The sequence below is a fragment of the Embleya sp. NPDC055664 genome (assembly GCF_053618075.1).
Window position 1 is genome coordinate 110,686 of record NZ_JBSHGZ010000005.1, and the last position, 25,659, is coordinate 136,344.

Below are 25,659 nucleotides of genomic sequence, written 5' to 3' on the forward strand. Positions count from 1 at the left end.
GCCCGCCCGTTCGGCCGGTGCTGATCGGCCCGTCCGAGGTGCGGTTTCACCGCGCCCGCTGGGCGCGCCCGCGCCCTCGACCAGGGCGGGCAGCCCGGCCGGCGTGTCCGCCCGGGCGGCCCGTCCTGCCTGGCTCCGCCCGCACGCACGCCTGGCCAGGTCGGCGTGCTCCTGCCGCCTGGGCTTTGCTACCCCTTCGGGTTGCTCGTCCCCTCCGCCTCCCGTAGTAGTGCGTCCAGCAGGGCGATTGAGGCCGGCTTGTTCAACGGCTGGTTGCCGTTGCCGCATTTGGGGGACTGGATGCAGCTGGGGCAGCCGTGGTCGCATTCGCAGGAGGCGATGGCCTCCCTCGTCGCGGTGAGCCAGGTGTCGGCGGTGACGTAGGCGCGTTCCGCGAAGCCGGCGCCGCCCGGGTGGCCGTCGTAGACGAAGACGGTCGGCAGGCGGGTGTCCGGGTGCAGCGACGTGGAGACCCCGCCGATGTCCCAGCGGTCGCAGGTGGCGAACAGCGGCAGCAGGCCGATCGAGGCGTGCTCGGCGGCGTGTGCGGCGCCGGGCAGGTCGGTCGGGTCGATGCCCGCATCGGCGACCTGCTCGGGCGTCACCGTCCACCACACGGCGCGCGTGCGCAGGCTGCGTTCGGGCAGGTCCAGCTTGTGCTCGCCCAGCACCTCGCCGGTGACGATCCGCTTGCGCTGGAAGGAGACCACCCGGCCGGTGACCTCGACCGAACCGAAGTGCAGGCGGGCCGCGCCCCACTCCCGGCTGCGTACCGTCTCCAGGATCCGGATCTCGGTGACCTCGCGCGCACTGGTGGTCCAGTCCGGATTCGCCGGCCGCACCAGCGCCACACCCTCGCCGAGGTCGAGCTCGCGGACCAGGTACGTGTCGCCCTGGTGCAGGTGCACCGCCCCGGGGTGCACCGCCGAGTGCGCGGCGGGCGCGTCGACCGTGCCCAGGATGCGGCCCGTGTCCTGCTCCACCACCCGCACCGCCGGCCCGCCCGCGCCGCGGATGTCGGTCAGGTCGGTGGCCCGCTCCCGGCTGGTCCAGTACCAGCCCGTCGACCGCTTGCGCAGCAGCCCGCGCCGTTCCAGACCCGGCAACAACTCGGCGGCCACCGGCCCGAACAGCTCCAGGTCCTCGTCGGTCAGCGCGAACTCGGCCGCGGCGGCACACAGGTGCGGGGCCAGCACGTACGGGTTGTCCGGATCGAGCACCGTCGCCTCGACCGGCCGATCGAACAGCGCCTCGGGATGGTGCACCAGGAACGTGTCCAGCGGATCGTCCCGCGCCACCAGCACCGCCAGCGCCTCCTGGCCGGCCCGTCCCGCGCGTCCGGCCTGCTGCCACAGGGAGGCCCGGGTGCCGGGATAGCCCGCGATCAGCACCGCGTCCAGCCCGGAGATGTCCACGCCCAATTCGAGCGCGGTGGTCGCGGCCACCCCCAGCAGGCTGCCGTCGTGCAGCGCCCGCTCGATCGCCCGCCGCTCCTGGGGCAGGTAGCCCGCGCGATAGGTGGCCACCCGGTCGGCCAACCCCTCGTCCACCCGGGCCAGGTGGTCCCGGGCGATCACCCGGACCACCTCCGCGCCGCGCCGCGAGCGCACGAACGCCACCGTGCGCACCCCGTCGAGCACCAGGTCGGTGAGCAGATCGGCGGTCTCGGCCGTCGCGGTACGCCGTACGGGCGCGCCGTGTTCACCCTCGTGGCCGGTCAGCGGCGGCTCCCACAGGGCGAACACCAGTTCGCCGTGCGGCGAGCCGTCCTCGGTCACCGCGACCACCGGCGCGCCGATCAACCGTTCGGCCGCGACGGCCGGATCGGACACCGTGGCCGACGCCAGGATGAACACCGGGTCCGATCCGTACCGGCGACACACCCGACGCAGACGACGGATCAATTGGGCCACATGCGAGCCGAAAACACCGCGATAGGTGTGGCATTCGTCGATCACCACGTAGCGCAGCGTGCGCAGGAAAGCCCCCCACGAGCGGTGCCCGGGCAACAGCGCGCGGTGCACCATGTCGGGATTCGTCAGGACGTACGACGCGTGCGCGCGCACCCATTGGCGGATCTCCACCGGGGTGTCTCCGTCGTACGTGGCGGTGCGGACACACCCGAGCGCGGGGTTCGCCGCGCGCAACTCCTCGACGGCGCGCGCCTGATCCGAGGCCAGCGCCTTCGTCGGAGAGAGGTAGAGTGCGGTCGCACCGCGCCCGCTGGGCGCGCCCGCGCCCTCGACCAGGGTCGTGAGAACCGGCAACAGATAGGCGAGGGACTTGCCCGAGGCGGTGCCGGTGGCGATCACGACCGAGCGGCCCGATGCCGCAACAGAGGCGGCGCGGGCCTGATGTTCCCACGGCAGTTCGATACCCGCGCCGCGAAACGCGTCGCCCACCTCCGGCCGAACCCAGTCGGGCCAGGCCGAGGTGACGCCTTCGCGAGCGGGTATGCGCCGGACGTGCGTCACTCGTTCGGGTCGATCCCGACCCGCCATAAGGCGGCCGAGAAGACCTTCCGGGGGGCGTGTACTGGGCTGCATCGGGCACCAGTGTTACATCCAATGTCGCGGGATTCATCGTCCCCTAGTGCCCATAAGTGGTTGAATGCCTTGGCGGCTGCCGATCCATGGGGGGCGACCGCTCAAGAGCAAGGTGCTGGAGGATCCGTGGACTTGTCCCTGTCGACCCGAACCGAGGGCGGTCGTACGATCGTCGAGGTGGGCGGCGAGATCGATGTATACACCGCACCCAAGCTGCGCGAGCAACTGGTGGAACTCGTCAACGAAGGCCAGTTCCACCTGATCGTCGACATGGAAGCAGTCGACTTCCTGGACTCGACCGGGCTCGGTGTGCTGGTGGGCGGCCTGAAGCGGGTGCGTGCCCACGAAGGGTCGCTGCAGCTGGTGTGCACTCAGGAGCGCATCCTGAAGATCTTCCGCATCACCGGCCTGACCAAGGTCTTCCCGATTCATCCGTCGGTGGCCACGGCCATCGAGGCGTCCGACTGACCGACCGTACGTCCTGACCGGACGCACATCGCACCCGCGCGGATCCGGGCGGGTGCACGCACGGCTGGGGGAACGAACCATGGCCATCGTCGAGCTGCGCTTCAGCGCGCTGCCCGAACACGTCCGCACGGCGCGGCTCGTCGCCGCCGCCGTGGCGCGGCGAGCGGGGGTTGCTGAGACGGTGCTCGACGAGGTGCGCCTCGCCGTCGGCGAGGCGTGTTCCCGAGCCGTCGGAATGCACCGGAGCCGGGCGGACGACGACCGCCCGGTCACGGTCACCCTGGACGACGGCGACGGCCGCTTCTGTATCGAGGTCAACGACGGCGTACCGCAGCCGGCGTTGACCGAGGCGGGCCTCGCGGAGGGGGCCGGGCTGGTGCCCGACCTGGCCGCGAACGGCTCCGGCCTCGACCTGATCGAGAACGAGATGGGCCTGGCCGTCATCCTCGGCCTCGTCGACGATCTCGACGTGCGGGCCGGCGCCGAGGGCGGCGTGATCCGCATGTCGTGGCCCTCCGGCGCCAAGTCCGCCGAGACCGTGGTCTGACCCGGGGTCCGTCCGGCCCCACCCCGCTCCACCACGCCACGTCGCTCCACCGCATCGCCTCCGGGACACCCGGGGGCGATTTTCGGCGTTCCCGTGTATCCCGATTTCCGGGTCGTAAAACCTGATTCCGGATCGATACGCCGATTTTGGGAATCGCGCCCGGATTTCATCGGTAATTTGATCCGATCATGGCGATTCCCATGGTCTGATCTTGATCATTTGCATACACTCCTTTCGCATTGAGAAGTCCCGATCTGAAAGTGCTCCTAGCCAAGGAGGACGAATGTCCGGGATCCACCCCTCCGAACTCCAACTCGCCTCGGACGTGTCCGTGTCCGGCGGCAATCTCACCTATGTCGTGATCGTCGCGGTGATCGCCCTCGGTGCCCTGGGCGTCGCCGCCGGACTCGTGCGTCAAGTGCTCGGCGCCGACGAGGGCACCGATTCCATGCGCCGGATCGCCGGCGCGATCCAGGAAGGCGCCGCGGCCTACCTCACCCGGCAGTTCCGCACCCTCGCCGTGTTCGCGGCGGGTGTCTTCTTCCTGCTCATGCTGTTGCCGGCCGACGACTGGAACCAGCGGATCGGCCGCTCGCTGTTCTTCCTGGTGGGCGCGGTCTTCTCGGCGGTCACCGGCTACGTCGGCATGTGGCTCGCGGTGCGCAGCAACGTGCGCGTGGCCGCCGCCGCCCGAGCCGGCACCGGCGGCCGGGACACCGCGATGCGGATCGCCTTCCGCACCGGCGGCGTCGCCGGCATGTTCACCGTCGGCCTGGGCCTGTTCGGCGCCGCGCTCGTGGTCATCCTGTACCGGGAGAACGCGCCCAAGGTGCTGGAGGGCTTCGGCTTCGGCGCCGCGCTGCTCGCGATGTTCATGCGGGTCGGCGGCGGCATCTTCACCAAGGCCGCCGACGTCGGCGCCGACCTGGTCGGCAAGGTCGAACAGGGCATCCCCGAGGACGACCCGCGCAACGCCGCGACGATCGCCGACAACGTCGGGGACAACGTGGGCGACTGCGCGGGCATGGCCGCCGACCTGTTCGAGTCGTACGCGGTCACCCTGGTCGCCGCGCTGATCCTGGGCAAGGCGGCGTTCGGCGACGCGGGCCTGGTCTTCCCGCTGATCGTGCCCGCCATCGGGGTGCTGACCGCCGTGGTGGGCATCTACACGGTCGCGCCCCGCGCGGGCGACCGCAGCGGGATGAGCGCGATCAACCGGGGCTTCTTCGTCTCGGCGGTCATCTCGCTCGTCCTGGTCGCGGGCGCCGCGTTCCTGTACCTGCCGAGCAAGTTCTCGGACCTGGACGGGCTGACCGACCAGGAGATCCTGGCGCACGACGCCGACCCGCGCGTGTTCGCGCTGGTGGCGGTGCTGATCGGGATCGTGCTCGCCGCGGTCATCCAGCAGTTGACCGGCTACTTCACCGAGACCAGCAGGCGACCGGTGCGCGACGTCACCAAGACCTCGCTGACCGGTCCGGCCACGGTGATCCTCTCCGGCATCGCGCTCGGCCTGGAGTCGGCGGTGTACGCGGCGGTGCTGATCTCGGTCGCGGTGCTCGGCGCGTATCTGCTCGGCGCCGGCATCGTCATGCTCGCGCTGTTCGCGGTGGCGCTGGCGGGCACCGGTCTGTTGACCACGGTCGGGGTGATCGTGGCCATGGACACTTTCGGGCCGGTCTCCGACAACGCCCAGGGCATCGCGGAGATGTCCGGCGACGTCGAGGGCGAGGGCGCGCAGGTGCTCACCGAACTCGACGCGGTCGGCAACACCACCAAGGCGATCACCAAGGGCATCGCCATCGCGACCGCAGTGCTCGCGGCGACCGCGCTGTACGGGTCCTACCGGGACGCGGTGAGCACGGCCGTGGACGAGGCGGGCGGACTGAAGGACGCGTCCAAGCTCACCTCGCTCTCGTTCGCCACCGACATCACCCAGCCGAACAACCTGGTCGGGCTGATCCTGGGCGCGGCCGTGGTGTTCTTGTTCAGCGGCCTGGCGATCAACGCGGTCTCCCGCGCGGCGGGCGCGGTGGTCTTCGAGGTGCGCAACCAGTTCCGCACCCGACCCGGGATCATGGACGGCAGCGAGTTGCCCGAGTACGGCCGGGTGGTCGACATCTGCACCCGCGACTCGCTGCGCGAATTGGCCACGCCCGGACTGCTCGCGGTGATGGCCCCGATCGCGGTCGGCTTCACCCTGGGCATCGGGCCGCTGGCCGCGTTCCTCGCCGGGGCGATCGGCACCGGCACCCTGATGGCGGTGTTCCTGGCCAATTCCGGCGGGGCCTGGGACAACGCCAAGAAGATGGTCGAGGACGGCAGCTACGGCGGCAAGGGCTCGGCCGCGCACGAGGCCACGATCATCGGCGACACGGTCGGCGACCCGTTCAAGGACACCGCCGGACCGGCGATCAACCCGCTGCTCAAGGTGATGAACCTGGTCTCGCTGCTGATCGCGCCGGCGGTGGTCAAACTGAGCATCGGCGCGGACGAGAACGGCGCCCTGCGGGCCCTCGCGGCGGCCTTCTCGGTCGTGGTGATCGTGGGCGCGGTCTGGTACAGCAAACGCAAGTCGGTGGTCGTCGGCGACAGCGACGGCGACCGTGAGGGGCAGCCGACCAAGGCGGCGGCCTGATCCCCCGATCCGAGGTACGTACGGGCGCGGAACCGGAGAAACCGGGACCGCGCCCGTGCCGCGTTCGGGCCCGCGGTTTGACCGGACACCTTCACGCTGTGCGAGTCTGCGTCCGGCTCCGAGGGAAGTCCGAACGAAGGTGGAAGCGTGTCGAGGAAGTTCCTGGTGGTCTCCGCGCTGGTCCTGGCGTCGGCCCTGACCGCGTGCGGCGGCGGCGACGGCAAGAGCGACGAGGACAAGAAGAAGCAGGCCGACCTGAAGGCGTGGGCCGCCAAGGTCTGCGCGACGGAGGTCACCGCGCGGATCGACGAGGCCCGGGCGGCGCTCGCCGACGTGGACAAGGTGGTCCCCAACGAGCCGCCCACGACGCTGCGCACCCGGCTCGCGGTGGACGTGTCCCGGCTCGCGGACGCGGACAACGCGCTGGCCGACGCGATCGACAAGGCGTCCATACCGGCGGTGCCCGACGGCGCCACACTGCGGATGTCCGTAGTCGACGAACTGCGCAACGCGGCCAAGGGCTGGACCGGGATCCAGCACCGGATCGAGGGCTTGGCGACCGACCAGCAGAACACGTTCGCCGACGGGCTGCGCTCGCTGGGACCGGAGATCGACGCGCTGCGGGCGTCCTCGAACACCGCGCTGAACAAGCTGCACCGCGGCGAGGCGGGCAAGGCGCTCGCGTCGGTGCCGGGCTGCGCGGCGGGCAAGGCCGATGTGATCCCGACCGCGCCGGCGACCTCCGCGCCCACCACCGGCGCGTCCCCGAGCGGCACGCCGAAGGGGTCCACGGCGCCGAGTTCGACCGCCCCGTCCGGATCCACCGCGCCGAGCAGCCCACCGCCGTCGAGCGCCGGCACGGGCTCCTCGTCGCCGCCCCCGAGCGGCACCACGAGCGCGCCGCCGGCGACCGGCTGACGTTCCGGCCGACCGGTAGCGGGCAGGATGGTGCGCGTGACGATGAACGACACCTCACAGGTGGCCCGCCTCCGCGAGGCCCTGATCGCGGCCGACTACACCGTCGACGGCTGCCTCGACGTGCTCGGCCCGCAGGCGTACGCGGCGCTGTCGCGCGGTGAGACCGTGCCCGCGCTGCGCGCGCTGCGGGCCGACGCGGCGAGCCCGCTCGCGGTGCTGATCCGGATGTTCCTGCTCCAGACCTCGGCGCCCGAGGCGCACGTGCGGCGCGCCCTGCCGCTCGAGGAAGCGCTCGCCGGGGGCCTGCTGGCGCGCGACGGCGACGCGGTGCGGCCGCTGGTGGACATCCGGCCCTACGGCGAGGCGGACACCGACTGGTGGGTCGTGTCGGACCTCGGCGCGGGCATCGGCGGGGTCAACGGCCCGGTGCGCGCCGACCACGTGCTCGGCATCGGCGGCGCCTCCACCACGCTCGCCGGGATCACCGTGCGCGAGCCGGTGGGCCGCGCGCTCGACCTGGGCACCGGGTGCGGCGTCCAAGCCCTGCACGCGTCGCGCCACGCCGAATCGGTGCTGGCCACCGACGTGAACAAGCGGGCGCTCGACCTGACCCGGCTGACCATGGCGCTGTCCGGGGTGGGCAACGTCGGCCTCGCCGAGGGCAGTCTGTTCGAGCCGGTCGAGGGCGAGCGGTTCGACCTGATCGTGTCCAACCCACCGTTCGTGATCACCCCGGTGGGTGAGCGGTACACCTACCGCGACGCGGGTCTGCCCGGCGACGAGGTGTGCCGGCTGCTGGTCGCGCAGGCGCCCCGCCACCTCGCCGAAGGCGGCTACTGCCAGCTGCTGGCCAACTGGCAGCACCTGCGCGGACAGGACTGGCAGGATCGGCTGGCCGCCTGGCTGGCGCCGACCGGGTGCGACGCGTGGGTGGTCCAGCGCGACGTCCAGGACCCGGCGCAGTACGCCGAGTTGTGGTTGCGCGACTCGGGCGACCACCGCGGCGAGGCGTACGCGCAGCGCTACGACGCGTGGCTGGCGGCGTTCGAGCGCGACGGCGTGGAGGGGATCGGATTCGGCTGGATCACGCTGCGCGCGTCGGGCGCCGACACGCCGACGGTGCACATCGAGGACTGGCCGCACACGATCGAACAACCGCTCGGCGCGGAGGTGCACGCCTGGTTCGACCGGCAGGACCGGCTCGCCCGGACGGACGACGACGGGCTGCTCGACGTCGCCTTCCGGCTCGCGGAGCACGTGGTCCAGGAGCAGACCGGCGCGCCCGGCGCGGAGGACCCGGAGAGCGTGGTGCTGCGTCAGCGGCGCGGGATGTGCCGGGCGGATCGGGTGGACACGGTCGGCGCGGCCCTGGCCGGGGCCAGCGACGGGCAGCTTCCGGCCGGCGTCATCGTGGACGCGATCGCCCAGTTGCTGGAGGAGGACCCGGCCGCGCTGCGCGACGCGGTGCCCGGCGAACTGCGCGGTCTGGTGGCCGACGGATTCCTGCTCTTTCCCGAGGCCGGCGACGCTCCGTCGGCGCAGTCGCGCACCGCCGACTGAGCGCGGCTTGGCCCGGTGCACCGTGATCCGGGCCGACACGCCTGTACAGTCGCAGGTGTTGTCCCCACCGGATGCTCCTTGCCGTTGCCAAGAAAATGTGTTGTATGGAGGCGGCGGCTCCCGACTCGGCCGCGAACCACGCTCGGCCGCGAACCAACGGGGTCGGGAGGCGGGAACCGCGATGCGCGCGTTACCGTTCGAGGGGCGTGGGACCCGGCCGTCGGAGTAATCGCCGGATCCGGGGGGACCGTCCGGACGGACAGCCGCGCCGGGACGACTTTGCGACGCAAGCCGAGCAGCACCGGTTTGACACGCGGGGCCGACCACCGGTCACGCTCCGCCACAGGTCGACCGCAATGTGAATACGAAGCCGCAGTACGGCCGTGCCCGATCGGGCTCGGCCGCAGCCGACGACGATGGAGAGAGAAGCGAAGGTGTCCCCGAGCAGCGAGACCGCGCGCGACGGCCTGAGACTCGTCATTGTCGAGTCCCCGGCCAAGGCGAAAACGATCAAGGGCTATCTCGGCCCCGGTTACGTGGTCGAGGCGAGCGTGGGACACATCCGCGACCTGCCCAACGGCGCCGCCGAGGTGCCGGCCGAGTACGCCGGCAAGCCTTGGGCCCGCCTGGGTGTCGACGTCGACGCCGACTTCGAGCCGATCTACGTGGTCAACGCGGACAAGAAGGCCCAGGTCGCCAAGCTCAAGAAGCTCCTCAAGGACGCCGACGAACTCTTCCTCGCGACCGACGAGGACCGCGAGGGCGAGGCCATCGCCTGGCACCTGCTTGAGGTCCTGCGGCCCAAGGTGCCGGTGCACCGCATGGTGTTCCACGAGATCACCAAGGACGCGATCCGCACCGCGGTGAGCAACCCGCGCGAGCTCAACCAGCGCCTGGTCGACGCGCAGGAGACCCGGCGCATCCTGGACCGCCTCTACGGCTACGAGGTCTCGCCGGTCCTGTGGAAGAAGGTCGGCCCGCGCCTGTCGGCCGGCCGCGTGCAGTCGGTGGCCACCCGCCTGGTGGTCGAGCGCGAGCGGGAGCGCCGCGCGTTCACCTCGGCGTCCTACTGGGACCTGCTCGGCGTGTTCGGCACCGGCCGCCCCGGCGACCCGACCGACCCGAGCACGATGAACGCGCGCCTGGTCTCGCTCGACGGCAAGCGGGTCGCCTCGGGCCGCGACTTCGGCCCCGACGGCAAGCTCAAGAACGCCGGCGTGCTCCAGCTGGAGGAGGCCGGCGCCCGGGCGCTGAGCGCCGCGCTCGAATCCGCCGCGTTCTCGGTGCGCGCCGTCGAGCGCAAGCCCTACCGCCGCTCCCCGTACGCGCCGTTCCGCACCACCACGCTCCAGCAGGAGGCCTCGCGCAAGCTCGGCTACGGCGCGAAGCGGACCATGCAGGTCGCGCAGAAGTTGTACGAGAACGGCCACATCACGTACATGCGTACCGACTCCACCACGCTCTCCGACACGGCCGTCACGGCCGCCCGGGCGCAGGTGCGGGACCTGTACGGCGCCGAATACCTGCCGGACGCGCCCCGGGTGTACGCCGGCAAGGTCAAGAACGCGCAGGAGGCGCACGAGGCGATCCGTCCCTCGGGCGAGAGCTTCCGCACCCCGGCCGAGACCGGTCTGTCCGGCGACGAGTTCCGGCTGTACGAACTGATCTGGATGCGCACCGTCGCGTCGCAGATGAAGGACGCGATCGGCCAGTCGGTCACCGTGCGCATCGGCGGCGTCGCCCAGGGCGCGGACCTGCCCGGGCGGGACGCCGAGTTCACCGCGAGCGGCAAGATCATCACCTTCCACGGCTTCCTCAAGGCCTACGTCGAGGGCTCCGACGACCCGGACGCGGAGCTGGACGACCGCGAGCGCCGGTTGCCGATGGTCACCGAGGGCGACGCGCTCAGCGCCGATCAGCTCACCCCGGAGGGCCACGCGACCAAGCCGCCGGCCCGCTACACCGAGGCGTCGCTGATCAAGGAGCTGGAGGACCGGGAGATCGGTCGCCCGTCGACCTTCGCCTCGATCGTCGGCACCATCCTCGACCGCGGCTACACGTTCAAGAAGGGCACCGCGCTGGTGCCGTCCTTCCTGGCGTTCGCGGTGGTCGGGCTGCTCGAGGGCCACTTCGCCACGCTGGTCGACTACGACTTCACCGCGAAGATGGAGGACGACCTCGACCGGATCGCGCGCGGCGAGACCGAGGCCGTGCCGTGGCTGCGCAGGTTCTATTTCGGCGACGAGAGCCGGCCCGACGAGGACCACCTCGGCGGCCTCAAGGCCCTGGTCACCGACCTCAGCTCGATCGACGCCCGCGAGGTCAACTCGTTCCCGGTCGGCGAGGGCATCGTGCTGCGGGTGGGCCGCTACGGCCCCTACGTCGAGCGCGGCGACCGGCGTGCCGACGTACCCGACGACCTGCCGCCGGACGAGTTGACCGTGGCCAAGGCCGAGGAGCTGCTCGACAAGCCCAGCGGCGACCACGAGCTGGGCATCGACCCGGTCAGCGGCCACATGATCGTGGCCAAGGACGGGCGCTACGGCCCGTACGTGACCGAGGTGCTGCCCGAGCCCGAGGCCCCCGCCGCGCCCGCCCCGGCCGCGGACGGCGCCAAGCCGGCGAAGAAGACCGCCAAGAAGACCGCCGCGAAGAACGGTCCCAAGCCGCGCACCGCGTCGTTGTTCAAGTCGATGTCGTTGGACACGGTGACCCTCGACGACGCGCTGCGGCTGTTCACGCTGCCGCGGGTGGTCGGCAAGCACCCGGAGACCGGGACCGAGATCACCGCGCAGAACGGCCGCTACGGCCCGTACCTCAAGATGGACACCGACTCGCGCTCCCTGGAGACCGAGGACCAGTTGTTCACGGTGACCCTGGAGGAGGCGCTGGCGATCTACGCCCAGCCCAAGGCGCGTGGTCGGGCCGCGGCCAAGCCGCCGCTCAAGGAACTGGGCTCCGACCCGGTCAGCGGCAAGGCGGTCACGGTCAAGGACGGCCGGTTCGGCCCGTACGTGACCGACGGCGAGACCAATGCCACGCTGCGCGCGGGCGACGCGGTCGACACGATCACCCCCGAGCGCGGCTACGAGCTGCTCGCGGAGAAGCGGGCCAAGGGTCCGGCGAAGAAGACGGCGAAGAAGGCGGCGGCCAAGAAGGCGCCCGCGAAGAAGGCGACGGCGACGAAGACCGCCGCGAAGAAGACGGCCGCGAAGAAGTCCGCGGCCGACGGCAAGACCACCAAGGCCGCCGCCGCGAAGGCGACCGCGAACGCCGGCGCGAACAACGCCGCCGACAAGGCGTGACGCGGTAGGACCGAGGTAGGGATGTCCCGGTGGGGACGTTCCTGGTACGCATCGATCGGGCGGCGCCGGCGGGATCCGGCGTCGCCCCGGTCGGTTGCGGCGACGACCGCGGGCCCTGTGCTACGGTCCCGCCGCCGGAACACGGGGATCCGGTCCAGGTTGCCGTTTCCCGTCAGATGACGACGTTAGGGTTCTCCGTATGACGAACGCGGAGCAGCAAGCGCCGGATTCGGCGATACCGCCCCGTCAGGTCGAACCGACGGAGAGCGTCGGGGGCGTGCTGAGCATCCGCCCGTTCCGGCGCTTTTGGTTCGCGGTCGCGGCCTCCGCGCTCGGTGACTGGCTCGCGCTCCTCGCGCTGACCTCGGCCGCGCTGTGGACGGTCGAGGGCGACTACCGCAAGCACGCCACGGCGGTCGCAGTGGTGTTCGCGCTGCGGATGGTGCCGGCCGCGCTGACCGCCTCGGTGGCGGGCGCGATCGTGGACCATCTCGATCGGCGCTGGACGCTGGTCACGTGCGACGTGGTCCGGGCCCTGGTGCTCGTGTCCGTGCCGTTCGTGGACCGGATGTGGTGGATCTGGGGCGCGACCGCGGTGGTCGCCGTGATCGGCGCGCTCGCCGGGCCCGCGCGGGACGCCACCGTGCCCAACCTGGTGCCCCGGCAACGGCTGGGCACCGCCAATCAGTTCAACCTCGTGACCTCCTACGGCGCGGCCCCGGCGGCGGCGCTGTTGTTCATCCTCGGCGCGCTGGTCGGCACCGCGTTCTCGCACGACGTGTCGATGTTCGTCGAGCACCCCTCGAACCTGGCGTTCTACCTCGCGGGCGCGGTGTTCCTGCTCGCCGCGGTCTTCGCGTTCCTGATCCGGATGCCCACGCGCGGGCGCTCGGTCAGCACTCGGCGGCCCAATCCGTTCAAGGTGCTCGCCGACGGACGCCGGGTGTTCGGCCACGGCCGGACCGCGCGCGGTCTGATCGTCGGGATGGTCGCGCTGTTCCTGGCGGGTGGCGCGCTGGTGTCCACCGCGCCGCTGCTCGTGGTCGGGCTGCACGCGGGCAACGCGGCGTACGGCACCGTGTTCCTGATGCTCATCGCGGGTGTCAGCGCGGGCATGTTGTGGGGCCCGAGGGTGGTGCCGGCGTTCAGCCGGCGGCGGCTGTACGGCATGGCCGTGATGTGCGCCGGGCTGACCCTGCTGATCCTGGGCGCGGTCGCCAACGTGGTCATGGCGGCGGTGCTCGCCGCCGTGCTCGGGGTGTTCGCGGGCGTCGCCTGGGTCACCGGATACACCATGTACGGCCTCGACTTCGGCGAGGACATGCGGGCCCGGGCCTTCGCGTTCGCCCAACTCATCGTGCGCGTCGTGCTGTTCGTGGCGCTGGTGGCCGGGCCGATTGCCGCGGGCTACGTGGGCGTGCGTTCGTGGGTGGTCGCGGACCGGTTCACCTTCGACTACAGCGGCGCCGCGTTGGTCCTGGGCGGCACCGGCGTGCTCGTGGTGATCCTGGGCTGGATCGCGCTGCTGAGCGTGGACGATCGGCGCGGCGTGCCGATCCTGCGCGACCTGGCCGCGGCGACCCGCAACGAGGACCACATCACCGGCCGACCGGCCGGCGCCACCGGCTTCTTCATCGCCCTGGAGGGCGGCGAGGGAGCGGGCAAGTCGACCCAGGCCAACGCGATCGCGGCCTGGATACGGGCCAAGGGCCACGAGGTGGTGGTCACCCGCGAGCCCGGCGCGACCGAGGTCGGCAAGCGGCTGCGGGCGATGTTGCTCGACCTGGACGGCGAGCCGGTCGACCCGCGCACCGAGGCGCTGCTGTACGCGGCGGACCGGGCCGAGCACGTGCAGACCGTGATCCTGCCCGCCCTGCGGCGCGGCGCGATCGTGATCAGCGACCGCTACATCGACTCCTCGATCGCCTACCAGGGCGCCGGGCGTTCGTTGGGCGCGCGCGAGATCGGCCGGGTCTCGCGCTGGGCCACCGACGGTCTGCTGCCCGACCTGACCATCCTGCTCGACCTGGACCCGGCGGTCGGACACGCGCGCTTCACCGAGGCGCCCGACCGGATCGAGTCCGAGTCGAGCGAGTTCCACCTGCGGGTGCGGCACGCGTTCCTGGACCTGGCCGCGCACGACCCGGACCGCTACCTGGTGGTGGACGCCGACCAGGAGCCGGACGCGGTCACCACGCCGATTCGGCACCGGCTCGACCGCGAACTCCCGCTCTCCGAGCAGGAGAAGCGCCAGGCGCTGGAGCTGGCCAAGCGGATGCGCGAGGAGGACGCCCGGCGCAAGGCCGAGCAGGCCGCCCGGGACGCGGAGAAGGCCGCGCTGATCGCCCGGTTGCGGGCGGAGAGCGAGGAGCGCCAGCGGCAGGCCGAACAGGCCCGGCTGGACGAGGAGTCGGCCCGGCTCGCCGAGGAGGAGCAGCGGTACGCCGAGGAGCAGGCCCGTCGGATCGCGGCCGAGGCCGACGAGCGGGCCCGTGCCGCGGCCGAGGCGGCGGAGGAGGCCCGGCTGCACGCCGAGTCGGAGCGACGCCGGCTGGCGCTGGAGGCCGAACGACGGGCCGAGGAGCAGCAGCGGCTGGCCGAGGAGGCCAAGGCCCGGGCCGAGGAGGCCAGGGTGCGCGCCGAGGAGGAGGCCGAGCGCCGGGACGAGCAGCGCCGCCGGCTGGAGGAGGCGTCGGCGCTGCAGGCCGAGCAGGCGCGGGCCAGTGCCGAGGAGGAGCGCGAGGCCGCCCTGGAACGGCAGCGGTCGGCCGAGGAGGAGCGCGAGCGGCTGGAGGCCGAGGCGGCCCGCGAGGTCGAGCGCATGCGCGCCGAGGAGGCCGTGCGGGTGGCCGACGAGCGGCGGCACGCCGAAGAGCGCCGCCGGGCGGAGGACGCCCTGCGCCGCGCCGAGGCGGATCGTCGGCGGGCCGAACGGGAGGCGTCCCGGGCCGCCGAGGCCGCCGCGTCGGCGCGGGCGCGGGCCGCGCAGGAGGCCGCCGCGCTCGCGGCGGAGGCGGGCCCGGTGCCGGACACGGACATGGTCGAGACGCCGGTGCACGGCATCAGGCGCCCCGACCCCGCCCTCGCGGACACCCCCGTGCACGGCATCCCGAAGGTGTCGCCGGACGACGCCGACACCACCGAATTGCGGCAGATCCGGTTGCGCGAGGCGGCCGAGGACACCCGGGAGATCCCGCAGGTGAGCCTGGACGAGACGCACGCGCTGCCGGTGCTGACGCCGCCGGCCGCCGGGAGTCAGTCGCTGGCGGACGATCTGCTGGGGCCCTGGAAGGCCGAGGACGACGCGGACGCGGCCGAGGCCGAGGGTGGCGATGCGGAGGGTTCGTCCGCCGCGGACTCGGCGCAGGAGGCGGGGCGCAAGCGACGTTGGCGTCGGAACAAGTCCTGACGCACGGTCCGACGCGTGGGTCGGGTGACCCGACCCACGGGTCGTGACCTGTAGGTCCGACCTACAGGTTCGATCTACAAGTCCGACCTAGAGGTTCGACCTACAAGTCCTGACCCCGGGTCCCGCCGGGGTGTCGCGGACGAGCGGTACCGGGGTGACGTGGCGTCGATTGTCACGGCGCCCCGGTACGGTCGTATCGGGCACACCGGAACGAGGAGACAAGAGCGCGTGACCGTCTGGGACGACCTCGTCGGGCAGGATCGGGTCGCCGAGCAGCTGCGCACCGCGGCCGGCGCGGCCCGGGCGGTGCTCGCGGGCGAGGGCGTCGGCGGGATGACCCACGCGTGGTTGTTCACCGGCCCGCCCGGGGTGGGTACGGCGACCGCCGCGCGCGCGTTCGCGGCGGCGTTGCAGTGCGTCAGTCCCGATCTGGCGCTCGGCGCCGAACCGGGCTGCGGACACTGCGACGGCTGCCACACCGCGCTCACCGGCACACACGCCGACGTCGACGTGGTCGCCACCGAACTGCTCTCGATCGGCGTCAAGGAGACCCGCGACCTGGTGCGCCGCGCGGCGATGACGCCGGCGGGCGGGCGCTGGCAGGTGATCGTCCTGGAGGACGCGGGGCGGCTCACCGAGGGCGCGGGCAACGTCCTGCTCAAGGCGATCGAGGAGCCCGCCGACCGCACCGTGTGGCTGCTGTGCGCGCCGTCCCTGGAGGACGCGCTGCCCACGATCCGCTCGCGGTGTCGCCATGTGGCGCTGCGTACTCCGCCCGCCGGGGCGGTGGCCGATCTGCTGATGCGCCGGGACGGGATCGACCCGGCGATGGCCGCGTTCGCCGCGGCGGCGTCCGCCGGCGACATCAAGAGCGCTCGCCGGCTGGCGCTCGACGAGCAGGCCCGGGGGCGGCGCGCCGATGTGCTGCGGATCCCGATGGTGGTCGGCGACATCGGCTTGGCGATGGCCGCCGCACAACGTCTGGTGGACGCGGCGGCGGAGGACGCGAAGCAGGTCGCGGCGGATCTGGACGGGCGCGAGACCGAGGATCTGCGGGCCGCGCTCGGCGCGGTCGGCGGCGGTCGTATGCCCAGCGGTACGGCGGGCGTGATGAAGGAGTTGGAGAACAAGCAGAAGAAGCGCGCCACCCGTACCCAACGCGACTGCCTGGACCGCGCGTTGGTGGACCTGACCGGCTTCTATCGGGATGTGCTGGCGCTGCAGTTGCGGGCTGCGGTCCCGTTGGCCAACGACGTGTTGCGGGCGGACCTGGACACGGTGGCCCGAACGTCCACGCCGGAGGCGACGCTGCGGCGGATCGAGGCGATCCTGGCCTGCCGGCGGGCGATCGACGCCAACGTCGCGCCGCTGCTCGCGGTCGAGGCGATGGTGTTGACGCTGCGGACCGGCTGAGGCCGTACCGACCCGGGATGAACGCCGCTTCACTCCTTGGAGCGGAGGTGTTCGCCGGACGGAACCCGAAACCCCCACCCGGACGTCATCGTGGGAGAGTTCCCGAGAACATGCGGGAACTGCGGGAACATTGTGACGGGTGAGGCTCGGAAGGACGGTGCGGGGTTGCGTTCCGTGACCAGGACGCTCAAAGGTCTGCTGATCGCGGTGACCCTCGGGGCGGTTGTCGTTCTCGTGCTGAGGGCGCGCAAGAGCCGTGATGCCGTTTCGATCGCCGGTCCGGAGGGCGAACCCGGGCCCCGGCCCGCCGAGTTGCCGCCGGTCGTGCCACACGTGTCGGTGCGGGAGCGGGCGATGGCGCCGGCGCGCGAGATCGAGCCCGTTCGGGACTCTGTTCGGGAAGTCGGCTCGGCGCCGGCGATCGCATCGGGGGCGACGGTTGCCTCGGGGTCGGCGATCGCTCCGGGGTCGGCGGTCGCTTCGACCTCTGTCGGGCGGGACGCCGGCGCGGCCGGGGCGACGCCGCAACGGGCCGATGTGCCACTGCCGTTCGCGCCGGTCGGGCTCGCCTCCTCGGCGCCCGCCGCGTTGGCCCGGCACGAGCCGGTACGACCGGCCGAAACCGAAGCCGCCCCACCCGACCCGGCGCCGCGGCGCCGTCGGCGCGGGGTGCGCTCGCCCGCGGGTGTGGGCCTGCTCGCCTTCGCGGTGATCGCCGCCGGGGTCGGCGGTACCTTCGCCTACCGCAACATGTCCCACGACGACGCGCAGAACGTCGCCGCCACCGGGGTCGACCCGTCGGCGGAACCGGTGGCGACCTCGGGCCAACCCAAGGCCGCACCGCAGAAGTTCACCAAGGTCGGCACCAAGTCCGGTGGCACGCTCAACCGGATGACCGTCACGGGCCGGCAGTCCGCGGTCACCGCCGACGTGTGGGTCTGGCTGCCGCCGGGCTACGACACCCCCACCAACCAGGGCCGCAACTACCCCGTCCTGGTCGCCCAGTCGTCGCTGCCGGGCGTCGAGTCGAACAGCTTCACGGACGACTCGTCGGCGTTCCTGAGCAAGCTCGCCGCGGGCATCGAGTCCGGCACCGTCCCGCCGTACATCGTCGTCGCGCCCGAACTGATGCCCTACTCGAAGCAGGACGTGGAAGCCGGCCTGACCACGGCCAAGGACACCGAGTGCAGCGACATCCCGAAGGGGCCGAAGATGGCCACCTTCCACAACGAGGACGTGCGCGAGGCGGTGCTGACGACCTACCGCGCGAGCGCCGACCGCGCGTCCTGGGCGCTGATCGGGGACGGCTCGGGTGGGCTGTGCGCGGTCAAGTACGCCCTGCAATACCCGCAGTACTACGCGAGCGCGGTCAGCCTGTCCGGCCGGACCACGCTCAAGTCCGCGCTGTGGGGCGGTGATTCGGCGGCCAAGACGGCGAACGACCCGGTTCGCCTGCTCGACGCGCGACCCGACGTGACGATCATGCTGTCCGGCCACTCGGGCACCACCGGCAGCGAGTTCGCCGCGAAGGCGAAGGCCCCGACCACGGTCAAGGCGGTCGCGGGCGCGGGCGGCACCTCCACCGACATCACGCGTCAGTTGCCCGACGCGCTCACCTTCCTCGGCCGCAACACCCGGAACCCGGCCGCGTGACGGCGCGCGGCGGGGCTCGGTACGCGGGGCGCGGCGAAAGAGTCGCGGCCCCGGTGCAGCGGGTCCCGTTCGTGCGTCGGGGTGCGGCGGATGGTAGGCAGTACGGGTGAAACGAATACCCCGAGTGGGGCTCCTCGGCCGTGCGATCCCGGTCGTGCTCGCCGTCGCGATCGTCGCGAGCTGTTCCGTCGCGTCCGACCTCGGCGACGCCGCGGGCGGTGGTCGCACCAGTGCGTCGAGCCCCGCCTCGGGCGTCGGCAAGGCACCGGCCACGCCCGGGGACCCCAACCCGGCGCTGGCCCGCTTCTACACCCAGCGGCCCACCTGGAAGTCCTGCGAGAGCGAGGACGACGACGAGCGCAGCCAGGCCAAGGCGTTTCGCTGCGCGAACTTCACCGTGCCGCTGGACTACAGCCGGCCGACCGGCCGCACGATCGACATCGCGGTCACCCGCAAGAGCGCGGCCAAGCCCGGGCAGCGGCTCGGCTCGCTGCTGATCAACCCGGGCGGCCCGGGCGGTTCCGGGGTGACGGCGGCGTGGTGGATGTCCGAGAGCACCATCGGCAAGCCGGTTCAGGACGTCTACGACCTGATCGGCTTCGATCCGCGCGGGGTCGATCGCAGCGCGCCGGTGAAGTGCATGACCGACGCCGAGCGCGACGCGTACGTGGCCGAGGACCTGCCCGAGGACCCGGTCCGCGCCGAGGCCCGGGCCAAGGAGCGGGAGCGGGCCTACGCGGCCGAGTGCCAGAGCCGATCCGGCGAACTGCTGCCCTTCGTGGGCACCGACAACGCGGCTCGCGACATGGACGTCCTGCGCGCGGCGCTGGGCGACGAGAAGCTCAACTACATCGGCTTCTCCTACGGCACCTACCTCGGCGCCACCTACGCCGAACGCTTCCCGACCCGCACCGGCCGGCTGGTCCTGGACGGCGCGGTCGACCCGGCCGCGGACAACCTGAGCCGGGCGGTCGAACAGCAGGTCGGCTTCGACCGTTCGTTGCGCCGGTTCGCCGAGGACTGCGCGGGGCGCCCGGGCTGCGCGCTCGGCGCCGACCCGAAGACCGCGCCGCGCAAGGCCGCCGACTTCCTGGACGGCCTGCAGCAGCACCCGCTGGCCGCCGCCCGGGGCGGCCGGACGTTGACCTCCAGCCTGGGCTGGACGGGCGTGGTCAGCCTGCTGTACGGCGACAAGGACACCGAGTGGAAGTACCTGCGCGACGCGCTCGCCGACGCGATCGTGCGCGGATCGCCGGACGCCCTGCTGTTCTACGCCGACAACTACAACGGTCGGGACGAGCAGGGGCACTACGACAACAGCGCCGACGCGTTCGTCGCGATCGGCTGCGCGGACGGCGCGGGGGAGGCGCCGACGCCGGCGCAGGTGCAGGCGGCGCTGGACCGGCTCAAGGCCGAGGCGCCGCTGCTGTCGCGCGATGTGACCGCGGAGGACCTGACCGGGGAGAACTGCGAGAACTGGCCGTTCAGGTCGCCGGCCAAGCCGCACGCCATCCGGGCGCAGGGGAGCGCGCCGATCCTGGTGGTGGGCACGACGGGGGATCCGGCGACGCCGTACGCCTCGGCGGAGAAGCTGGCGGGGCAGTTGGCCAACGCGACGCTGTTGACCTTCGAGGGTGAGGGGCACACGGCATACGGGGGCAACAGCCCGTGTGTGGACGGGGCGGTCGAGGGGTTCCTGTTGCGCGGGGCCATGCCGCCGAAGGGGAAGCGGTGTAGCTGAGGGGTGTCGGCGGTCGGGTCGATGGGTCGTCGGGTCCATGGGTCGTCGGGTCGTCGGGTCGTCGGGTCGTTGGGGAGTATCGCCGGCCTGCGTGGTTACCCTCCCCAGAGGTACACGGTCAGGCTGGACTACTGGAGGAGCGGTCGCATGATGCGGGGTTCGTGCGCGAGGGTCGCCGCCGCGGCGGTCGGTCTGCTCCTGGTGGCGGGGTGCTCGTCGAGTTCGTCGTCGAAGTCGCCGGACCGGGTCGCGGACACCGCCACGGCGCCGGCGACCGGTGACTCGGGCGGCGGCGGGGGCACCGAGTCGGCGCCGCCGACGCCCGCGGTGGAACCGATCGGCTGGACCCCGTGTACCGGCGGGTTCCAGTGCGGCACGCTCCAGGTGCCGCTGGATCATGCCAAGCCGGACGGGCCGAAGATCCGGATCGCGGTGATGCGCAAGCCGGCGACCGGGGCGAACCGCATCGGCTCGCTGCTGCTCAACCCGGGCGGTCCGGGCGGCTCCGGGCTGGACTTCGCGCAGTACGCGGCCACCCGCTACCCGGCCGAGCTGCGCAAACGGTTCGACATCGTCGGCTTCGACCCGCGCGGCGTCGGCCGCAGCACCGCGATCGGCTGCCTGGCCGACAACGGGATGGACGCCTTCACCCAGCTCGACGCGACGCCGGACACCCCCGCGGAGGAGCAGGCGTGGATCGAGGGGGAGAAGGCGTACGGCCGGGCCTGTGCGGACCGTTCGGGGGACCTGCTCGGCCATGTGAGCACGGTCGACGCGGCCCGTGACATGGATCTGCTGCGGGCCGCGCTCGGCGACCCCAAGCTGTACTACCTGGGCGCGTCCTACGGCACCTTCCTCGGCGCGACCTACGCCGAGCTGTACCCCAAGCGGGTCGGCCGCCTCGTGCTGGACGGCGCGATGGACCCGAGCCAGTCGGCGATGGCCGCCAACAAGGTGCAGGGCGGCGGCTTCGAGACCGCGCTGGCGGCGTTCCTGGACGACTGCGTCGGCGGCGGCTCGTGCTCCCTCGGCGCGACCCGAGAGGCGGGGCTGGCCAAGATCCGCGGCCTGCTGCAACAGCTCGACGCGCGCCCCCTCCCGGGCGACGCGACCCGCCGGGTCACCGAGTCGATCGCGACGACGGGCATCCTGTCGCCGCTCTACTCCAAGGACCAGTGGCCGGACCTGCGGCGCGCGCTCGACGCGGCGCTGCGCGGGGACGGACAGCGGCTGCTCGACCTCAACGACCAGTACTACGAGCGGGGCGCGGACGGCCGGTACAGCAATCTGATGTCCGCCAACGCGGCGGTGAACTGCCTGGACGCCCCGCCGGCGGCGACGACTCGGGAGGACGTCGAGCGCGACCTGCCGGAGTATGTGGCGGCGTCGCCGACCTTCGGCCGCAACCTCGCCTGGGCGGGCCTGGCCTGCGCGTCCTGGCCGGTCCCGCCGAGCGGTCGACCGCACCCGATCCGCGCCGAGGGCGCCGCCCCGATCCTGGTCGTCGGCACCACCCGCGACCCGGCCACGCCGTACTCCTGGGCCCAGTCCCTGGCCGGCCAACTGGCCTCCGGCAACCTCCTGACCTACGACGGCGACGGCCACACCGCCTTCGGCCGAGGCAGCGACTGCGTCGACCGCACGGTCGTCGACTACCTCACCCAGTCCACCGTCCCGCCCAAGGGCAAGACCTGCCGCTGACCCCCACCAATCGCGCGTGTCGACCACCCCGACGGGTGTGTACACTCATTCCCTGTCGCCACCACAAGGTGGAATGACAAGCCGCCTTAGCTCAGTCGGCTAGAGCGACGCACTCGTAATGCGTAGGTCAAGGGTTCGACTCCCTTAGGCGGCTCCTCGAAGGCCCAGGTCAGTAGGTTTCTGACCTGGGCCTTGTTGTTTTTCCCGGGGTCAGAGGCGGTTGCCGAGGGGTTCGCCTGGTGGGGTGCCCGGGAGGATGTAGGCGACTGCTGAGGAGCGGTGTTCGAGGAAGGGGTTTAGGGCGTCTCGGGCTGCGAGGCGGGATTGGACTCGGGTGAATAGGCCTGGGTCGCGCATGTAGGCGCAGAACAGGAGGCCTCTGTCGGTGGGGGCGTCGTCGTAGTTGTAGCTGCGGCGGAGCATGCGGGCGCCGGCGTCGAGGCGGGGGCTGGTGAGGCGGACGTGGGCCGTGGCCGGGATGATGTAGGAGCCGTCCGGGTGCTTGGCGTAGATGTCCGGGTCGTCGTGTTCGGTGGTGCCGGTCAAGGGAACGCCGTCGGTGGCTCGGCGGCCGATTATTTTGTTTTGGTGGTCTTGGGGAACGGCCGCGAAGCCGGCTACGTCCATGTGGATTTTGCGGAACACCAGGGTGGTCGCGTGTTCGTGGGCTCCCGGTGGGCCCCAGACCCAGCGCCCGGCGGTGGGGTCGTCGGGGTTGGCGGTGCCGTCCTTGAGGCCGAAGAGGTTGCGCGGGGTGATGCCCGGCGGGGTGTGGGGCAGGAAGCCGGATTGGGTCCAGCGGGGGACGGCGCCGGCGGACTGTGCGGCGGCGGTGGCCAGTTCGGCGACGATGGTGAGCGTCCAGCGGTCGGCGGCGCAGAGTTGGAGCAGTATGTCGCCGTTGCAGCGGGCCGGGTCCAGGCGGTCGCCGGGGAATGCGGGCAGGTCGGCCAGTTCGGCGGGCACGTTCAGGGCGAGGCGGGTCGCGAGAGTGGGGCCGACGCCGACGACGCAGGCGAGGCGGGTCGGCTCTCCGGTGTGCAGGCGCGGGTCGGGAAGTGTGCCGGCGGCCGCGCCGGACAGGGTGTGGGTCAGTGCGGTGAGGATGTTGCGCAGCGTCTCGCGGTCCGCGCCGGCGGTCGTCGGCGGGACGTCGAAGGACAGTATGTGGGTCGCGGGTAACTGAGGCCCCGTCACACCGGCTTGGCGCAGTCCGTGGAAGGGGATCGCGGCCGCCGGCGGAGCGTCGGACGCGGTGTCGCGGCGCTGTGGTCGGCTCGCCTTCGGTTCCGCCGCCGCGCCGACCGCCGCGGCCAGTGCCGCTCCGGTCGCGAGCAGGGCTCTGCGTCCCAAACCGGATGTGGCAGGTCGCGCCTGCTCCTGTCGACTTTCCGGGTCGGTATGCATGGGCGACATTGCAGACGATAGAACACCTGTCATGCAACTCCTGCCTCCCCAACGCTCGTTACGTCCATGGACGTCCCGACCTGTCGTCCTTCGGGCTCGGACGCGGACGCGGACGACGATGCTGCGCCACCTGTCGCTGGCGCTCGTTTGTCTCGCGCCGACGGTCGCGGCCTGCTCGTCGTCGACGGACGCCGAACCGTCCGCCGGGAAACATCCCGCCGGGAACGTGCTGCGGGTGCCGCAGGACTTCCGCACGGTGCAAAAGGCGGTGGATGTCGCGCGTGAGGGCGACACGGTGCTGGTCGGCCCCGGCGTGTACCGGGAGAGTGTGCGGGTCGCCGTGCCGCGCCTGGTGTTGCGCGGTACGGATCGCAACGCCGTGGTCTTCGACGGCGGTGTGCGGCTCGCCAACGGCATCACCGTCACCGGCGCGGGCTCCGTGGTGGAGAACCTCACCGTCCGCGGCTACCTCGCCAACGGCGTCCTGTTCACCGGTGTCACCGACGAGCGACTGCAGGGGCGGGGCGCCGGCGGCTCGGCGTACAACCCGCTGGACACCGCCCGCTTCCCGATGCTCCAGGGTTTCCGGGCCGGTCACGTGACGGCGTACAACAACGGGCTCTACGGCATCTACGCCTTCGACGCGCGTGGTGGTGTCATCGAGGACTCCTACGCGTCCGGGCAGGCCGATTCCGGCATCTACGTCGGCCAGTGCAAGCCGTGCGACACGCTGGTACGCGGCAACACGGTGGAGCGCAACGCGGTCGGCATCGAGATCACCAACGCCTCGGAGGGCCTGTCGGTGCTCGGCAACCGCGTCGTCGGCAACCGCGTCGGAGTCACGGTGAACTCCAACGACCTGGAGGCGCTCGCGCCGCAGCACGGCGCCGTGATCGCCGGCAACGTGATCACCGACAACAACGCGTCGGACACGCCCGAACAGGCCGACGGAGGCTTCGGGATCGGCATCGGGATCGGCGGCGGCCAGGAGAACCGCGTCGCGCGCAACCTCATCCGGGGCAACCGCTCGGCCGGCGTCCTCGTCACCGACCCGGCGGGGCATCCGGCCGTCGGCAACCGCGTCGAGAGCAACCGCGTCACGGACAACGGCGCCGACCTGGTGACGGCCTCGGCCGACCCCGGCAACTGCTTCAGCGGCAACTCGCCCGCGACACAGAGCCCGAGCGGCCTGGAGGACCTCGCCGGGTGCGGCGTCACCCCGCGCCGGGCCGTCCCGGCGGGTCGGGCCGTCGCCGTGCAACCGCCGCCCGGCCTCGCGTTCCACGCCGTGCCCGCCCCGCCCGCGCAGCCCTCGATGCCCGACCCGGCGGTGCCCGGCCGGCCGGCGACGGACCTGCCCGGGGCGGTCGACCCCGAGCGCTACGCCCTGCCGACCGACGCCGCCGCGATGCCGCGACCGCGCTGAGCGCCCCGCCGCCGTCGACGCGGCGGGGTCAGCCCGCGATCCACGGCGCCTCGGGCATGCGTACCTTGTCGTCGCGCCCGCCGATCTCGACGGTCGTCGGGGTGCCCAGGCCCGGCATGCGCATCGTCACCCGGCGCAGGCCGCCGTCACCGTCGACCCAGTAGGTCAGCGGCGACAACTCGCCGGCGGACGCCCCACCGCGCGCGGCGTCCTGGGCGCGCGGACCGGAGAACCTGTCGTAGGTCCGGCCCTGGATGCGGTCGCGGCCCAGTCGGCGTGCCCCCGACTGGGCGAGCAGCATCGGGTTGTCGGGCCGGTCCGCGCCGAGTTGGATCAGCAGCCGCAGTCCGGAGTCCAGGGGGTCCGCGGTGAAGGCGCGCGACGACCAGCCGGAACGGGGGATGTGTTCGGCCTGCTGCCACGGCGGCCCGTCGACGCCCGCCGGCACCGGCGCCAGTCCCAGCCCGGCGCCGTCCCACACGATCAGGCCGCGGTCGAGTGAGCCGGCGGCTCCGGTGACCTGATAGCCGCCCACGGCCCGGTGGTTGCGGTAGTCCACGACCGCCTCGACCCGGATCGTGACGCCGCCCCCTTCGGCGGCGGTGAGCGTCACCGCGACCGGACTGGCCTGATACAACGTCAGCCGCGACAGCGCCAGGCGTCCCGCCTCGTCGATGGTCACGGCCCGGTCCGGGTCGCCGTCGTCGGAGAGCGCCCGGTGCACGGCCAGCCCGCCCGCGGTGCTTCCGCACAGCGCGACCGCCACCAGGGCCGTGATCCAGAGCCGCCGCCGACGCGGCGCGCGATCGCCGGTCTTCTTCCGGGCCATGCGGATGCCTTCTCTCACGTCGATCAACACACGGGCGGGCCCGCGGACCATCGGTCCGCGGACCCGCCCGCTCCATCTCTTTCGGCAGTCGACAGTCG

The 25,659-nt window shown here is 72.4% G+C and carries 15 protein-coding genes and 1 tRNA gene; 13 read left to right on the plus strand and 3 right to left on the minus strand.

From position 1 onward, the window contains the following. Window positions 1-188: 188 nt before the first annotated feature. Entirely contained in the window at window positions 189-2,546 is a 2,358-nt protein-coding gene (locus ACWGR4_RS10705) for a DEAD/DEAH box helicase (protein WP_452130122.1), read from the minus strand. Window positions 2,547-2,672: 126 nt separating this feature from the next. On the opposite strand from ACWGR4_RS10705, the gene ACWGR4_RS10710 reads away from it, so the two are divergent. The 12 genes from ACWGR4_RS10710 (at window position 2,673) to ACWGR4_RS10765 (ending at window position 22,053) form a co-directional block, all read left to right on the plus strand. Next, a complete protein-coding gene (locus ACWGR4_RS10710; RefSeq protein ID WP_078976516.1) occupies window positions 2,673-3,014 on the plus strand; it encodes an STAS domain-containing protein in 342 nt (113 codons plus the stop codon). A gap of 79 nt (window positions 3,015-3,093) precedes the next feature. Next, entirely contained in the window at window positions 3,094-3,561 is a 468-nt protein-coding gene (locus ACWGR4_RS10715) for an ATP-binding protein (RefSeq protein ID WP_452130123.1), read from the plus strand. 283 nt (window positions 3,562-3,844) lie between these two features. Next, entirely contained in the window at window positions 3,845-6,199 is a 2,355-nt protein-coding gene (locus ACWGR4_RS10720) for a sodium-translocating pyrophosphatase (protein WP_379998932.1), read from the plus strand. A gap of 147 nt (window positions 6,200-6,346) precedes the next feature. Next, window positions 6,347-7,117, plus strand: coding sequence for a hypothetical protein (locus ACWGR4_RS10725; protein WP_379998934.1), 771 nt, complete (start codon window positions 6,347-6,349; stop codon window positions 7,115-7,117). Between the two features lie 27 nt (window positions 7,118-7,144). Continuing rightward, window positions 7,145-8,677: a DUF7059 domain-containing protein gene (locus ACWGR4_RS10730; RefSeq protein WP_452130124.1), complete on the plus strand. Its 1,533-nt coding sequence runs from the start codon at window positions 7,145-7,147 to the stop codon at window positions 8,675-8,677. Window positions 8,678-9,111: 434 nt separating this feature from the next. Continuing rightward, window positions 9,112-11,982 carry a type I DNA topoisomerase gene (topA, locus tag ACWGR4_RS10735; RefSeq protein WP_379998938.1) on the plus strand — a complete coding sequence of 957 codons (2,871 nt, stop codon included), beginning with the start codon at window positions 9,112-9,114 and terminating at the stop codon, window positions 11,980-11,982. Between the two features lie 199 nt (window positions 11,983-12,181). Beyond that, entirely contained in the window at window positions 12,182-15,391 is a 3,210-nt protein-coding gene (tmk, locus tag ACWGR4_RS10740) for a dTMP kinase (RefSeq protein ID WP_452134199.1), read from the plus strand. A 228-nt stretch (window positions 15,392-15,619) separates the two neighbouring features. Continuing rightward, complete coding sequence (locus ACWGR4_RS10745; protein WP_379998942.1) at window positions 15,620-16,804, plus strand: DNA polymerase III subunit delta'; 1,185 nt, start codon at window positions 15,620-15,622, stop codon at window positions 16,802-16,804. Window positions 16,805-16,978: 174 nt separating this feature from the next. Continuing rightward, window positions 16,979-18,457, plus strand: a complete 1,479-nt coding sequence (locus ACWGR4_RS10750) for an alpha/beta hydrolase-fold protein (RefSeq protein WP_452130126.1) — start codon at window positions 16,979-16,981, stop codon at window positions 18,455-18,457. A gap of 106 nt (window positions 18,458-18,563) precedes the next feature. Further along, window positions 18,564-20,198: an alpha/beta hydrolase gene (locus tag ACWGR4_RS10755; RefSeq protein ID WP_452130127.1), complete on the plus strand. Its 1,635-nt coding sequence runs from the start codon at window positions 18,564-18,566 to the stop codon at window positions 20,196-20,198. 147 nt (window positions 20,199-20,345) lie between these two features. Beyond that, on the plus strand, window positions 20,346-21,899 hold the full coding sequence (locus ACWGR4_RS10760) for an alpha/beta hydrolase (RefSeq protein ID WP_452130128.1): 1,554 nt from the start codon (window positions 20,346-20,348) through the stop codon (window positions 21,897-21,899). Window positions 21,900-21,979: 80 nt separating this feature from the next. Next, a tRNA-Thr gene (locus ACWGR4_RS10765) sits at window positions 21,980-22,053 on the plus strand. A 56-nt stretch (window positions 22,054-22,109) separates the two neighbouring features. Here the strand turns inward: ACWGR4_RS10765 and ACWGR4_RS10770 are convergent. After that, window positions 22,110-23,252 carry a Dyp-type peroxidase gene (locus ACWGR4_RS10770; RefSeq protein ID WP_452130129.1) on the minus strand — a complete coding sequence of 381 codons (1,143 nt, stop codon included), beginning with the start codon at window positions 23,250-23,252 and terminating at the stop codon, window positions 22,110-22,112. 172 nt (window positions 23,253-23,424) lie between these two features. Between ACWGR4_RS10770 and ACWGR4_RS10775 the strand changes: the two genes are divergently transcribed. Continuing rightward, entirely contained in the window at window positions 23,425-24,732 is a 1,308-nt protein-coding gene (locus ACWGR4_RS10775; protein WP_452130130.1) for a right-handed parallel beta-helix repeat-containing protein, read from the plus strand. Window positions 24,733-24,760: 28 nt separating this feature from the next. Here the strand turns inward: ACWGR4_RS10775 and ACWGR4_RS10780 are convergent, their stop codons facing one another. Then, complete coding sequence (locus ACWGR4_RS10780) at window positions 24,761-25,561, minus strand: hypothetical protein (RefSeq protein ID WP_379998954.1); 801 nt, start codon at window positions 25,559-25,561, stop codon at window positions 24,761-24,763. Window positions 25,562-25,659 lie beyond the last annotated feature (98 nt).